Annotated in this window: 31 protein-coding genes; all 31 read left to right on the forward strand. The window is 36.3% G+C overall.

The window, feature by feature from the left end; genetic code table 11:
- Window positions 1-210 precede the first annotated feature (210 nt).
- The 31 genes from BM377_RS00300 to BM377_RS00435 all read left to right on the forward strand — a co-directional run bounded on the left by BM377_RS00300 (window position 211) and on the right by BM377_RS00435 (window position 12,178).
- Window positions 211-468 (forward strand): hypothetical protein, encoded by a 258-nt coding sequence (locus BM377_RS00300; RefSeq protein WP_092241931.1) that lies wholly within the window; start codon window positions 211-213, stop codon window positions 466-468.
- Window positions 461-754 (forward strand): TFIIB-type zinc ribbon-containing protein, encoded by a 294-nt coding sequence (locus BM377_RS00305; protein ID WP_092241934.1) that lies wholly within the window; start codon window positions 461-463, stop codon window positions 752-754. The genes BM377_RS00300 and BM377_RS00305 overlap by 8 nt, the downstream gene beginning before the upstream one ends.
- Window positions 755-1,176: 422 nt before the next feature.
- Window positions 1,177-1,368: a hypothetical protein gene (locus tag BM377_RS00310; protein WP_092241937.1), complete on the forward strand. Its 192-nt coding sequence runs from the start codon at window positions 1,177-1,179 to the stop codon at window positions 1,366-1,368.
- A 99-nt stretch (window positions 1,369-1,467) separates the two neighbouring features.
- Entirely contained in the window at window positions 1,468-1,689 is a 222-nt protein-coding gene (locus tag BM377_RS00315) for a hypothetical protein (RefSeq protein WP_092241940.1), read from the forward strand.
- 23 nt (window positions 1,690-1,712) lie between these two features.
- A complete protein-coding gene (locus BM377_RS00320) occupies window positions 1,713-2,528 on the forward strand; it encodes a DUF5688 family protein (RefSeq protein ID WP_092241943.1) in 816 nt (271 codons plus the stop codon).
- Window positions 2,529-2,769: 241 nt separating this feature from the next.
- Window positions 2,770-3,225 carry a hypothetical protein gene (locus BM377_RS00325; RefSeq protein WP_092241945.1) on the forward strand — a complete coding sequence of 152 codons (456 nt, stop codon included), beginning with the start codon at window positions 2,770-2,772 and terminating at the stop codon, window positions 3,223-3,225.
- Window positions 3,212-3,499 (forward strand): hypothetical protein, encoded by a 288-nt coding sequence (locus BM377_RS00330; RefSeq protein WP_092241948.1) that lies wholly within the window; start codon window positions 3,212-3,214, stop codon window positions 3,497-3,499. The genes BM377_RS00325 and BM377_RS00330 overlap by 14 nt, the downstream gene beginning before the upstream one ends.
- Window positions 3,480-3,725 carry a hypothetical protein gene (locus tag BM377_RS00335; RefSeq protein ID WP_092241951.1) on the forward strand — a complete coding sequence of 82 codons (246 nt, stop codon included), beginning with the start codon at window positions 3,480-3,482 and terminating at the stop codon, window positions 3,723-3,725. The genes BM377_RS00330 and BM377_RS00335 overlap by 20 nt, the downstream gene beginning before the upstream one ends.
- Before the next feature lie 178 nt (window positions 3,726-3,903).
- Window positions 3,904-4,038 carry a hypothetical protein gene (locus BM377_RS16600; RefSeq protein ID WP_278289923.1) on the forward strand — a complete coding sequence of 45 codons (135 nt, stop codon included), beginning with the start codon at window positions 3,904-3,906 and terminating at the stop codon, window positions 4,036-4,038.
- A 124-nt stretch (window positions 4,039-4,162) separates the two neighbouring features.
- Complete coding sequence (locus BM377_RS00340) at window positions 4,163-4,459, forward strand: hypothetical protein (protein ID WP_092241954.1); 297 nt, start codon at window positions 4,163-4,165, stop codon at window positions 4,457-4,459.
- A complete protein-coding gene (locus BM377_RS16190) occupies window positions 4,456-4,611 on the forward strand; it encodes a hypothetical protein (protein ID WP_177223745.1) in 156 nt (51 codons plus the stop codon). The genes BM377_RS00340 and BM377_RS16190 overlap by 4 nt, the downstream gene beginning before the upstream one ends.
- A gap of 220 nt (window positions 4,612-4,831) precedes the next feature.
- Window positions 4,832-5,269, forward strand: a complete 438-nt coding sequence (locus BM377_RS00350) for a hypothetical protein (protein WP_092241959.1) — start codon at window positions 4,832-4,834, stop codon at window positions 5,267-5,269.
- Window positions 5,266-5,481 carry a hypothetical protein gene (locus tag BM377_RS00355; RefSeq protein ID WP_092241961.1) on the forward strand — a complete coding sequence of 72 codons (216 nt, stop codon included), beginning with the start codon at window positions 5,266-5,268 and terminating at the stop codon, window positions 5,479-5,481. Before BM377_RS00350 ends, BM377_RS00355 begins: the two co-directional genes overlap by 4 nt.
- Entirely contained in the window at window positions 5,474-5,830 is a 357-nt protein-coding gene (locus tag BM377_RS00360) for a hypothetical protein (protein ID WP_092241964.1), read from the forward strand. Before BM377_RS00355 ends, BM377_RS00360 begins: the two co-directional genes overlap by 8 nt.
- Window positions 5,827-6,015 carry a hypothetical protein gene (locus tag BM377_RS00365; RefSeq protein WP_092241974.1) on the forward strand — a complete coding sequence of 63 codons (189 nt, stop codon included), beginning with the start codon at window positions 5,827-5,829 and terminating at the stop codon, window positions 6,013-6,015. The genes BM377_RS00360 and BM377_RS00365 overlap by 4 nt, the downstream gene beginning before the upstream one ends.
- A gap of 25 nt (window positions 6,016-6,040) precedes the next feature.
- Window positions 6,041-6,205, forward strand: coding sequence for a hypothetical protein (locus BM377_RS16195; protein ID WP_177223746.1), 165 nt, complete (start codon window positions 6,041-6,043; stop codon window positions 6,203-6,205).
- The gene (locus tag BM377_RS16200; protein ID WP_177223747.1) at window positions 6,205-6,381 is read left to right on the forward strand and encodes a hypothetical protein; all 177 of its coding nucleotides are present in this window, start codon (window positions 6,205-6,207) and stop codon (window positions 6,379-6,381) included. The genes BM377_RS16195 and BM377_RS16200 overlap by 1 nt, the downstream gene beginning before the upstream one ends.
- Window position 6,382: 1 nt before the next feature.
- Complete coding sequence (locus BM377_RS00375) at window positions 6,383-6,625, forward strand: hypothetical protein (protein WP_092241980.1); 243 nt, start codon at window positions 6,383-6,385, stop codon at window positions 6,623-6,625.
- A 224-nt stretch (window positions 6,626-6,849) separates the two neighbouring features.
- Entirely contained in the window at window positions 6,850-7,098 is a 249-nt protein-coding gene (locus BM377_RS00385) for a hypothetical protein (RefSeq protein ID WP_092241986.1), read from the forward strand.
- A 3-nt stretch (window positions 7,099-7,101) separates the two neighbouring features.
- The gene (locus BM377_RS00390; protein ID WP_092241989.1) at window positions 7,102-7,320 is read left to right on the forward strand and encodes a hypothetical protein; all 219 of its coding nucleotides are present in this window, start codon (window positions 7,102-7,104) and stop codon (window positions 7,318-7,320) included.
- 2 nt (window positions 7,321-7,322) lie between these two features.
- Complete coding sequence (locus BM377_RS00395) at window positions 7,323-7,508, forward strand: hypothetical protein (protein WP_092241992.1); 186 nt, start codon at window positions 7,323-7,325, stop codon at window positions 7,506-7,508.
- The gene (locus BM377_RS00400; protein ID WP_092241995.1) at window positions 7,501-8,403 is read left to right on the forward strand and encodes a DUF6353 family protein; all 903 of its coding nucleotides are present in this window, start codon (window positions 7,501-7,503) and stop codon (window positions 8,401-8,403) included. The genes BM377_RS00395 and BM377_RS00400 overlap by 8 nt, the downstream gene beginning before the upstream one ends.
- Window positions 8,393-8,713: a hypothetical protein gene (locus BM377_RS00405; RefSeq protein WP_092241998.1), complete on the forward strand. Its 321-nt coding sequence runs from the start codon at window positions 8,393-8,395 to the stop codon at window positions 8,711-8,713. The genes BM377_RS00400 and BM377_RS00405 overlap by 11 nt, the downstream gene beginning before the upstream one ends.
- A complete protein-coding gene (locus BM377_RS16205; RefSeq protein ID WP_177223748.1) occupies window positions 8,710-8,853 on the forward strand; it encodes a hypothetical protein in 144 nt (47 codons plus the stop codon). Before BM377_RS00405 ends, BM377_RS16205 begins: the two co-directional genes overlap by 4 nt.
- 2 nt (window positions 8,854-8,855) lie before the next feature.
- Window positions 8,856-9,419, forward strand: coding sequence for a hypothetical protein (locus BM377_RS00410; RefSeq protein WP_092242001.1), 564 nt, complete (start codon window positions 8,856-8,858; stop codon window positions 9,417-9,419).
- Window positions 9,420-9,698, forward strand: a complete 279-nt coding sequence (locus BM377_RS00415) for a hypothetical protein (protein ID WP_092242004.1) — start codon at window positions 9,420-9,422, stop codon at window positions 9,696-9,698.
- Between the two features lie 61 nt (window positions 9,699-9,759).
- The gene (locus BM377_RS00420) at window positions 9,760-10,098 is read left to right on the forward strand and encodes a hypothetical protein (RefSeq protein WP_092242007.1); all 339 of its coding nucleotides are present in this window, start codon (window positions 9,760-9,762) and stop codon (window positions 10,096-10,098) included.
- A 100-nt stretch (window positions 10,099-10,198) separates the two neighbouring features.
- Window positions 10,199-10,333 (forward strand): hypothetical protein, encoded by a 135-nt coding sequence (locus tag BM377_RS16605; RefSeq protein ID WP_278289924.1) that lies wholly within the window; start codon window positions 10,199-10,201, stop codon window positions 10,331-10,333.
- 223 nt (window positions 10,334-10,556) lie between these two features.
- A complete protein-coding gene (locus tag BM377_RS00425; RefSeq protein WP_092242010.1) occupies window positions 10,557-11,405 on the forward strand; it encodes a DUF6353 family protein in 849 nt (282 codons plus the stop codon).
- On the forward strand, window positions 11,405-11,632 hold the full coding sequence (locus BM377_RS00430; RefSeq protein WP_092242013.1) for a hypothetical protein: 228 nt from the start codon (window positions 11,405-11,407) through the stop codon (window positions 11,630-11,632). Before BM377_RS00425 ends, BM377_RS00430 begins: the two co-directional genes overlap by 1 nt.
- Window positions 11,633-11,644: 12 nt before the next feature.
- Window positions 11,645-12,178: a hypothetical protein gene (locus BM377_RS00435; RefSeq protein WP_092242016.1), complete on the forward strand. Its 534-nt coding sequence runs from the start codon at window positions 11,645-11,647 to the stop codon at window positions 12,176-12,178.
- Window positions 12,179-12,271 lie beyond the last annotated feature (93 nt).

A 12,271-nucleotide genomic window follows, 5' to 3' on the forward strand; every position in this document is an offset into this window, starting at 1 on the left:
AGACAATAGAAATCAAGATATAGCCGAGTTTGCTATATATTCATGGAAAAGTATTATATTTCATATAATTGCCTGGCCGATAGTTGTAATGGTTGATATTGGAATGTCGATTTATTATCTATACCACATATTTAAGAAGGGTTAACAGCTCTTCTTATTTTTCGCAAATAGGCGTATCATATAACTATCATTTCTTAGGAGGATAGTTATATGGGTAAAGATTGGGATTATGCTAACTTGACACATGACGCAAAAGAAGCCGGTGGGCCGGGTAATTATATTGATAAGGTTCATAAAGATGGTCAAAAAGAAGGATTGCTCATAGGGTTATTAACAACGTTGACTGCTCTTTTTGCGCCTATAATAATTAAACATGTAAAAAAGACAAAAGAAGATAAAAAGATAGCTACTGAAAAGCTTTCTGAATATCTTGAGAGAGAAGATGAGGAGGAAAAAGATAATGAATAACACAATCCAGGAAATGAAGTGCCCTAGCTGTGGTGGACAGGTATATTTTGATACAGAGGGTCAGGAGTATGCGTTCTGCTCTCATTGCGGAACTCAGGTTTTTAAAGAAGATACACACTTTGACAAAAGGGTGGAACTTGAAAAGCATAAACTCGATACAAATAAAGAGATTGCTATTGAACAGGTAAAGCAGGATACGGTAAAGAAAAATACTGAGAATGTTTTATGGATTGTTTTTGCAGCAATTGTAGCTATTATATTTATTGCTTTTGCTGTATTTGGGTAATCTTCGCAAAAATTACACATCCTCTTATAGGAGAATCTATATTTATAAGAGGATGAACTTATGATGTATGTACTGATGAGTTTAATAATTTTATATGTAACTATGAACATAGTAGAGCTTAAGGAAGGGGCTGAGTAACATCAGCTCTTTCTTTTTTCGCATTTTTTACATTTCTTATAGTAGAAAGGATGGACAGCGAATGTACAAACTTGAATAAAAACTATAAGGAGGTAAAGCTTAAATGACAATACTAGCTGGAATTTTACTTATTGCTATTGGCACATTTTTAATTGCCGGGGGCGATAAGAAGTAACAGAAAGTAAGGTTATAGGGGTTACATCTCCTATAGCTTTTTCGCATAATTTACAAACTCTATTATAGAGGAACTAAATATTATGCACATTTATAGGAGGATAGAAAAAATGATTAAAGCAATTTTAAAGACAATTTGTTGGGCAATAGGAATAGCTATTATCCCGATATTACTTGTAATTATCGGAATAGCGCTTTCAATTATTGGTCCGGTTGTCGGAGTTCTTATGATCATATTCTTGCCACTTATTATAGCAGGAATAGCAATTGGTTACTCAGAAGCAAAGAAACACAAAGACTGAGCCGCACAGGCTCTTTCTTTTTGCACCATAAGAAAGGCGGGTGATTCCAATGGGATGTAAGGATGTTATATTAACCAAAACATAGAAAGGAGTTATCAAATGAGAGAGAAGACAAAAAGAGTAATACTAGATCATGGAGACGAGATATTCATAGTATCTACGCTGGTTCTAGTAACCGTTCTTACTACTATACTTATAACCGCTACCGGAAAAGTTATGGTTTTAGAACTTGACGGGATATCAGATCAAAGGACTGATCAGGAGGGCAATACTGAAGAAAGGCATATTGATGGTGGGAGACTCAAATTCTACGCTGAATAACTCAGCAGAAAGGAGTCTAAACAATGAATAAAACCGTGTATGCAAGTATTGTTAAAGATATTTTAGAGCAGGATGGTTATGAAGTAATATTGACACCTGACACTAAAAATAACTCTGCATGTATCTCTCTTACTATAAAGAATGATACCAACGTATCTCCGGTATTTAACGTTGGCGATAATGAAGAAATCGAACCGGAAGAGTTTGCGGAATTCATCAAGAAACACGCAACCGATAGTCTAGATGCAGATATCATTCGAGACGTTGTATGTAATAAAGATGAATTCTTGAAACGAAGTATTTATGTTTTGGTTAATCGAGAGCTTAATTCAAAGAGGCGAAGTATTGTAAGGGTTCCTGTATGCAACACATTAGAGAAGCATTTTAAACTTGATGTGTCGGACATAATAAAAAACGCATGTATCTCTCTTAATGAAATACATCTAAAACAATTGGGAATTGGGGTAGACGAATTAAATTCCGTGGCAAGCAATAATATGAAAAAGACAATGCCTGCAGTGATAAAGAATATTGGTGAGTTTATTCCCATGCTAGAACATGAGTCGGATTTATTTGTTCTTACTAACAGCGATAGTATCTACGGAGCAGGAGCTGTTTTGTATGAAGGAATCCAAGAGAAAATAGAACGTAAAGTGGGTAAGGACTTCTTGCTGTTACCATCATCAATTCATGAGTGGATAATAGTACCTCACGAGTATGGAGATATTGAAGTTATGACTAATATCATTCAAGAAATAAATAACACAACGATAAAGCCTGAAGAGTTATTGTCGGATAGACCTTATATTCTGAATGACAACAAATTAGTCGAGGCTTAATATTTCAGGAGCTCATGGTTTCACAGCCTTGAGCTCTTTTTGTATGTAATTCGCAAAAAATACATACACGATAATGAGAGGAGTAGAAATGCTTCTCTTATATTTTTTGAAACTAATGGATAAATGAAAGGAGAACACAGACAATCCTAAAGAAAAGCAACGCTATAACCAGGATATCTGTGCAATCAGGAAGGAATTGAAAAAGATTAGTAAGTGTAAATATTAAGGGAGGTTATACCGTATGGGATTAGAAGAAAAGATAAGAAATAATACAACCATAACAGATCGCCTCAAAAAGCTTAAATCATTCCACAATGGCAGTTATGGGGCAGATATTGACGAGGCTATAAAAGCCATTGAAGTGTTAGAGGAAATAATAGGAATAGAAAAGCACTGGGCGGCTTATGGAAATTCCGTAGAATCAATGATTGCTATAAGCGAAATGCTAACAGATAAACAAGATACAGAAGGTGAGCGACTTATAGATTTCGATGCTAAAGATGTTGATTTTAAATCAATAAGTGTTGAGAATAAGGTGTTCTTAGAATTGTTGACCAAACGATGTAACGAATTAGTTGCTTCTGGTGAACTACCAATAGAATATATGGAAGATTGGTTTAAGAAAGAGCTTGGGTTGCCGTGTTCACGTTCAGAGATTTTTAATGAGATAAGGAGGAAACTAGATGAAAATAATTAAATTACATGATGCTTTTACAGGAAGATTTATATACATTAACCCAGACCACATAGATGATTTTTATACTAAGGTTAGTGATGACTCTTCTAGTTTAGTTGGTCGATATACTGTTATAGCCACTACCTATCCTAAATCTTTTACGGTATTAGAAACACCAAATGACATAATCAAACTGATAAAAGGAGAGGAAGACCCTGCCGAGCTTGATAAGTTACATAGCCAGGTCTGTGAACTTCTTAATGATAGGAGGAGAGATGAGCAAACCAACAATTAACGATATGCGGTTATTCATCTTAGAAAAATATCCGGGCATGAGATGGCGCGAAAGGGTATTTAAGATGAAACCTCAGCAAGTAGCGGCAGTATATAGAAATATAAAGAACAAGGAAGCACTGGAGAATAAGGTTAAAGACTCCGGTGCTATTTTTATGCCTCAAACTGATGAATACCACCAAATTGATATGTTTGAATATTTACTTTCAATGAAAGGAGAGTCATGAACGAATTAGAGTTTGAAGCGATGATAAAAATACGATCAACTCTTGCGACTGGAGGCAAGACGCTGCAGGAATGATATTATGCAGGGCTCAGTGTCTTCCATGTAAGAGATGTATCGACATTGGAAGATGTGATGAAATTAAAGACTTGATTAAGAAATTAGAAAAGGAGAATAAGTAAATGTTTAGTGCGCAGACAGCTTTTTGGACAGTATTTATAGCATTTATTGCTAATAGCATACTTACGCTGCACAACTGTAAGGAAATTGAGAAGCTTAAAGATCAGCTAAATAAGGAGAAGAAAGATGGCGAGTAAATGTGATATGTGTAAGAACTATGTGATGATATTTTCCCCTATACTTAAGAAAAAGATCATGACATGTAAACTTACAAAAAGAAACGTAGGATGCAAAGGAAATTATAAGGAGAGGTGATTAATAATGGTTGATAAAGAGGTGTTAAAACGTGCATTTCCTCCAATCGATTGTGATTTAGAGGTGCCAGATTCAATTGAGTTTTATATTACAGATATAAAAAAGAAGATGACGATTTTTCAGGAGTATGAAGACGAATTTATATTTGAAAAGCTTGTAAAGTACTGTAATGACGAACTTTATACTCCAGAAGAGGAAATACGAATCCCTAAGCAATTACTTATCCGAGCTCTTACTTGTTTTAAAGCTGAACATAAAGAAGAATGGAATGTGCTAATGGGTATTAAGGAGGATAAAGAATGATTGACTTTGAGAAAATAGTTAAGTTTGGGGACTATTGTGAGACATGTAAACATAAGGCACTTCCTGAGGAGTTTGATCCTTGTTGGGAGTGCCTTTCACAATCTGTAAACACCTATGGAAAGCCTGTAAAGTACGAGGAGGATACTAAATGATTTGTCCGTTTAGAGTAGATATTGAATTTAAATTTGCTGAAATGGGTAATCATCCTCCGGTATGTGTATCACAAAAGGAGACATTCCCACCGTGTATGGAAAGTGAATGCCCGTTTTATGATGAGGACTATACATCATATGTTGGTAGTAGCTGCTGCACGAGAATAGGCAGTAGAGATGAATAATTGCAAATATTGAAAACGAAAAGGAGACAAAAATTATGAGTAAAGTAACAGGACCTGCAATCACAATGGATAAGAAGGTAAAAGGAGCAACTACAGGAGTTTATATTGATAAGTCTAAGCTTGCTAAGCTGTGCAAAAAGTTTAAGACTCAGCAGGAATTTGCACAGACAATCGGTAGATCTAATACTTGGTTTTTCAACTGTATGCAGAGAGGCACAATGGCTAAGGTGGATGCTCTTGCACTTAAAGCACTTTATAAGGTAGACCTTATTATTCCTGAGCCCATACCTGAAGTAAAAGAAGAAAAGCCTAAGGCTACTATTAAGTATAATCCTGATGGTAAATCTAACGAGGCAGGACTTCTTCTTATAGATAAGCTTGATGAGATTATCATCACGATGCATAAACTCGGAAATGTACAGATGCAGATATTAGAAGATTTGCAGAAGATTACTAAGGAGCTTACAAAATGAGTGATCGATTTAAAGAAATAGATTTAGAACTTAATATGCTTCAGCCGGACTATGGTTATATTAACATGATGCTTGGCATGTGCGCTAGTGGACAAGCTGGCGCACCGGCCGTATTAGATAAGAAAAGTGATACTATCTACGTACCTCTTATCACGGTAACTAATTATTTAGCACTGTTTGGGAAATTTTCGGAGGTAGAACAGAATGACTAAAAAATATACAGTAAGCAAAGGTACAAATGATGGTAATTTAGCATTTGCATGGCAATTATCTTGTAATGGAAAGCATGTCCAATGGTTTAGTGATGAATCCATAGCTAGAAAAACTTGTGACGAATTAACTTCTATAGAGTTGATAAAGGAGAATACTAAGACTGAAACAGTTACCGAATTTGCTGACAGGTGTCGAGAGTGCGGAAGAGAAAGGGTGCTTGACAAGATAAGAGCAAAGATAGAATTAGAAAAACTAGGTTATCCACCAAGCGCAGGATATTATAAAGCGATTATGAAGTGTTTGCAGATTATCGACAAATACAAAGCAGAAAGTGAGGATAAGAAATGATACAAATAGTAATCGGCAATAAATCTTTTTATGCTGATGGATACATTCCAAATTTAAAAGAGAAATCAATTCAGTTCTATCGGGAAAAGTCTGTTTTAGATTATATTCCACCGATTAAGATTAAAGATAATATGTTATCGGACTTTGGAAAAGAGATACTGGGAGTAGAAAGTGAGGAAACATAATACAGTTATGATGAATAGAGTAGAAATGGCAGAAGAAGTGACAAAAAGTGTTATTAATCACGCTAAAGATGTACGACCTGATGATCTACAGGCGTATTATATAATATCATATTTACCTATGGTCGTAGACTGCTTGGCGTCTATTGCTGATAGCCTTGAGAAGATTGCTAGTGAAAAGGAGGATAAATAATGGAAATAACAATATACACAAGGAAGGGTGAGTCTCATCGTTATATAAATGTCAATAAATTTGATGTTCATGACATAGGTCCAGGTCTTCTTACATTAGGGCATGATGATAGATATATCGAATACTACAGACTTGGAAGTATAGATAGGTGGACTATTGAGATGGAGGATAAATAATATGGGAATAAGCGATAACAATATAAGAATTTCATTTGACTATAAGTATCCAGATGAGGCAGCACTTGTAGTATATTCGACATCTGGCGGTGGATATTTTGGCGATCCTAGTGTAAACGTCAGGAAGGTCATTACTGGTGAGGATGCGGTTAAAGTGTATTCAATGCTCACAGGTAAGACTGTAGAGGATATCAGAAAGGACGCAGGGTATACGAAGTATGATTTTTCAAACTATGAAAAATAACTTTGATGAGGGGTTCATGGTAAAAAAGTTACCTGAAATACCAAAAGAGTACCAGCCTAACCCATTATACCGGAGTTTAGGAATAATATCACCGTCTTGCAGGATGATGCATTATAATGCTGAGTTCGAATTTGATGTTCTTCGGTATATGTGTTACAGACGAACAATGACAAAATATTGGTGGAAATATCTTTATAGGACTGTAAGAAAAAGGAGAAAAAATAATGGATAATGACTTATCAAAGTTTGAAACCAGGGTAAGTAATATGCCGAAAATCACCTGTGCAGCGTGTGGCAGTCCAAATGTTACAGGGTACTATAGTTCAGGAAAATGGATTATATCTTGTCCTGACTGCGGTGTCTTCATGGAACGTCCCGATGTTTCTGAAAAAACTGAACTTGAGAACGAGGTCGATATTTTAAATTCGTATGAAAAATTGCGATATCAGGTGAATAAGTCTAAGGAGGTATAAAAAATGACTATAGGTGAGTTTGCGAAAATTATTAAAGTGTATAATATTCCTGATGATGTTACAATGCTTAGCGATAGCGGATGGGAATGCTGGGCTACGGATATGGAAGGCATTTACTATAATGAACGTTCCAAAAAACTCGTATTTACTCAGACGGGTAATGAATATGAGAGATATTTTGACGATCCGGAATGGCGTTTGATTCATTCGGAGGAGGTGTAAATATGAGAAAAATTGATTTACTTGATCGAGCTGCCAAGGTAGATAACAAAATACTTGCTCTATCTAACAGCGGACGTAAGATGTATCCGGAAACACTTACATGTAAAGATTTGAAACGGCTTAACAAAGCATTTGATACTATATACGAATTGTTTGATAAATGTATGGTGGAGGAAAAAAATGAATAAAAACAAAATACGTGAAGCAATGCCGACGGTACTATTTATATCTGGTATCGCCGGTATTTTTGTGTCTGAAATTATGGCGGCGAGAGATACGCTGAAGGCTGAGAAAGTGCTTACAGGAGAAATAAAGGTCAAGATGGCTGATGACGATAGCCCAGAGCCTTATGCTGACAATGCTAAAGTAACGGTGTTGTGTACTACAAAGCCACAGTATGCAAAGGAAGTAGTTAAGGCTACGTGGAAATGCTACATACCAACTCTGGTATCTACGATTCTTACATGTACAGCTCTTATTGCATCCAATAGGCTAACTGCAAAGCAGGTTGCTCTACTTTCTTCTGCTGTGGCTTCGGGTGGAGCACTAGTTCAGAAATACAGAAAGCAGATAGTAGAGAGGTTTGGCGAAGAGCCTTTAAAAGAGATTGATAAGGCGGTGGCGCAGGCGACTTTAAAAGAATCAAATCCACCTTGTATATCTACTAGTGGCGCAGTTAGCTATTCAGAGTTTGACCCTAAAGACGGGGATGAGGAGTGTTTATTCTTTGACCCATTTACAAAAATTAAATTTAGATCAACAAAGCTTGCTGTCTTTGGGGCAAAGTACTATCTTAACCGCAATTTCGCTCTTGGCGGTAATGTTCCTCTTGAGATGTTCTATAACTTCCTTGGTATAGAGCTCCCGGAAGAATACAAGTACTGTGAATGGGACTGCGACATCTTGGCTGAAGATGGTTATGTGTGGATTGATATTGACTTTACAAAGTCTGATGAAGTAGATCCCGAAACTGGCGAGCAATACTACATCATTGAATACGGATTTGATCCTGGTGAATGCGAAGATAGCTATTATCCACTTGGTAATCCGATGGAAACGGAGGGTGAAAAAAATGAACTTTGAAGAACTTAGAGAGTTTGCGATGAAGATAAGAAACAGACTCTATGATGAACTGAATGGAAGTATTAGATTTGTTATCTACGAGTCAGAGAATAGTATCTCATTTAATATTTCTTTCAAGGATTTCACTCATCAGGCACTTATAAAGGATGTTGACGAGAAGATTTATAAGGGCGTATCTGTTGAGGAGATAGTTGACAATATCTTAAAGGCATACAAGGCTCAGGTACTTAAGTGTTTCTTTAAATCTGAATACAAAAAAAGAAGGGATACTAACAGACTACTTGGATGTTTAGAGGAGGTTAAGGTATGAGCTACTTACTTGAAGCGTTATTTGTTATCATCGGATTTATGGGCATATTTGCAGGGAAAGACATTCATGAGACGCTGGGCTGCTTTGCAGTCGCAGCTCTTTTTAATATCGCGGGAAATATTGCATCTAGGAGGAAGTGAGAATGAATGAAGATTTAAAGCCCATCTATGACTTTGAAAAAGACTGGGAATGTGTCAATCCGCCTAAAAGAGGAGGAAAAAAGCAGTCTGTAATTATATTTAATAATAAAGTTCATAAGTCTCTTTATAGAATAGTTGATATAGCAAATCAAACTATTACTTTTTCTGATGTTGCTAGGGTGCAGGCAATCAAAGACATCGATAAAATCCTAACTAAATCTGATGATGAAGATGAAAATAAAAAAAGATTTCTCTCATTGGCAAATATGATACTGGATGGGATTAAGCCAATATCAATGCCTTATGTACCTGAACATCTTACCTGCTTTATAGAGAATTTCCCTGGATTTGATAAAAACTACCCCGATACAGTAGGAATATTATATTTCAGGGAAGAGAAAGAAGACGGAAATATGCTTCAGGCTAAGAAGTTCTTTAAGATTAATCCTGTTGGGGCATCTAGTGCTAGATTTGAAGAGATTAGTCTCGAAACCTACAATCAGGTCAAATCTGATTTCTGCGAGAGGTGTGAAAAAGATGAGTCTAAGAAAAAGGAGGGTAATTAAATGGCTTGGATAATGGATCAGACAGGAAAACTGTCAGTAAATGCTAATATTTGCAGTTATATTTATATTGAATCTAAGACTAACACCATCAAAGCAGTTCTTAAACCTGGCTTAAATGGTGAGGGTCTAAAAGTTAATCTTGGTACATATCAGGACACTGATACTTGCAAAAAGGTTCTTGAGGCCATCTCATACGAAGCCCCTCGTAATGAGACTGTTATCTTACCTTTAGGTGTGGATGTAGACATATGGCTAGCTAATGAGGAAAGATATTTTTAATTCGCAGTTTTTACACGCTTTATAGTAGGAGACGAGAATATTTGAAAGGAGAATTATATTTATGGATAATGAAAAAGAGTTATTTGATGAAGTATATGAGAATGCACTTACAAACCTTGAAAATCTTGATCCTGGATCAGAGGATTATGAAAGGCAAGCAAAGGCTATATCAGACATGCTTAAAGCAAAAGCTGAGCATATGAAGGCGGAAGCTGACGTAAAGACTAAGAAAGGTCAGATTCTTACTAACATTGCACAGGTTGCAATAGGCGCTCTGACAGCCGGAGTTACGCTTTTCGGAATTCTGATGCAGAGGAAGACAAATAAGGATGTAATGCACTTCGAAGAAGAGGACGTTATTACCTCGAAAGCATTTGATAATAAACGAAACTTTAGATAAAGGTTCTCCTCCTAACTTAGGGGCTGTGGATGAATAATCCATGGTCTCTATTTTTTACGCAATTTAAACACTTCCTATAGTAGGAAAGGAGGATAGTGCTATGGGAAAAGTACACAAAGATATAAGACTCCAAATACGTAGAGAATATATGAATGGCTTAAAGGACTATGAGATCGCAAAAAAGCTAAACATAAATTTTGTAGACGTAATTAGAGTCTTAAATCCAAACTACTAATTAGCATTATATATCCAAACACTTAGAGAGTCTAGGAGCATATCTTAGGCTCTTTATTTTAGGGTCGCGAAAAAAACATACCCTATCATAGAGAACCACTGTGTTCTTGAGTTTGGTACGATGCCGCTTTTAGCGGTTATCTAGGGTTCGACTCCCTACAAGACACATGGTCTCTTTATTTTTTGTTTTGCAAAGCAAATTATATTTGAAAGGAGACAAATTAATGAAAGGAACTGGAAAAATCGGAAAGGCGATTGAATTCATTTCGAGCTTTTCGGAGAAGCATCAGAAGGAGATCAAACTTGGTCTCACTATCACAGGAGTAATACTTACAGGTATTACAGCAGCAAATGCTGGCATTAAAGCAAACGAAATTTTAAAAGAGCAGAAGAGAAGAGTCGAGGAACTAGAGGAAGATAGCGATTTAAACGAAGAGCAGTTTATGGAGGCTAAGAAAGAAGTAACTATTGATACTGTTAAGAAGATGGCACCGGTAGTTATCCCTCCTGTTGCAATTGGAGCAGCAACTATCTGGTCCGCGGTATCAGGTTATAAGTCAGCAACAAAACAGCTTGCGGCTATAACTGCAGCGTATAACCTTACAGAGAAGAAACTTATTGATTATCAAGATAAGGCTAAGGAACTTCTTGGCGATAAGAAGGCAACTGCAGTAACCGACGCAATAGCGGAGGATAAAGTTAAAAACAATCCTCCTACGGAAGGATCAGTATTCCACACAGGACACGGAAATGTACTTTGTCTTGACGACTATTCTGGAAGATATTTCTACTCAGACCCTGAATTTATCAGAAAATGCGTAAATGATCTTAATGAACAGCTTAGAGATGAGTATTATGTATCATTAAATGATTTCTATGGAATGCTTGGTCTCGCTGATATTAAGCTTGGTTCTGATATAGGCTTCTGTATGGAAGATGGAAATCTTAATGTATCATTCTCATTCACTGGTGCAACATTTGGTGATAGAGATAATATTCCTTGCCTTGTGCTTAATTATGACGTGTCGCCTAAGTATGGTTTCGGAGATTTCTCTGGGAGGTTTAATAGGTAATGGAAAGAGCGATAAAGTTCTTGAAGCAAAACGGCATTGAATCGTTTGAACAGGCGGGCATCCTAGTGGTGCCTGTCTCTTCAGTTGTAGAAATGTACAAAATGATATCTACGGTTAAATCCTTACTTAAAGAGTGTGGATACGAGAAATCGTGGCGTATAGACCCTTACTATTACGAAAATAAAAGTAAGGAAATAGCAGATTTTAAAAATATATTTGATGAGTAAAGGAGACAAAATATGAGTAATAACCAAATTACAAAAAGTGATATCTTGGCAGGCGGAATTATATTAGGATTCCTTGGAACTATCATCTACGCAATTGATGTATCGTCAAAGCTTAAGACTGTGGCATCTAAACTTGATAAATCGGTTAAAGAGCTTACATCTGATGTAGAGATCGAGATTCCTACAGAGCTTGTAAATAGGCAGGTTGAAAAAGCTGTTAGAGAAGAAGCTAAGTATCAGGTTGAGCGTGCAATGGCTGATGCTAGAAAAGATGTAGTTAAAAAGTATGCAACCGAAATCGAGAATGTTGTAGAAGATGAGTTTAAACTCCAGAAGGCTGATGTTGCTAAGACTCTTAAAAAAAAGATTGACGACATTGATATTCAGGAAATCAAGCGCCAAGTGAAGATTGAAGCTAGGGATGCTTGCGTTCAGAAACTCAAGAACGATATTGATGATCTTTCAGATAAGTACACAGAACAGATCGAGTCTATGACCAGTATCTACGAAACAGTAGCAAATAAGATTCAGTCAATAGGAGACTAATATTATGGGGGTTATTATATTTCTTTTATGGTATCTAACCATTGGATTTATCTATTGGCTTGATATAACAAATACAATTAAAGCTAATCCTAC

The organism is Butyrivibrio sp. INlla21, from assembly GCF_900116875.1.
Lineage (GTDB): Bacteria > Bacillota > Clostridia > Lachnospirales > Lachnospiraceae > Butyrivibrio.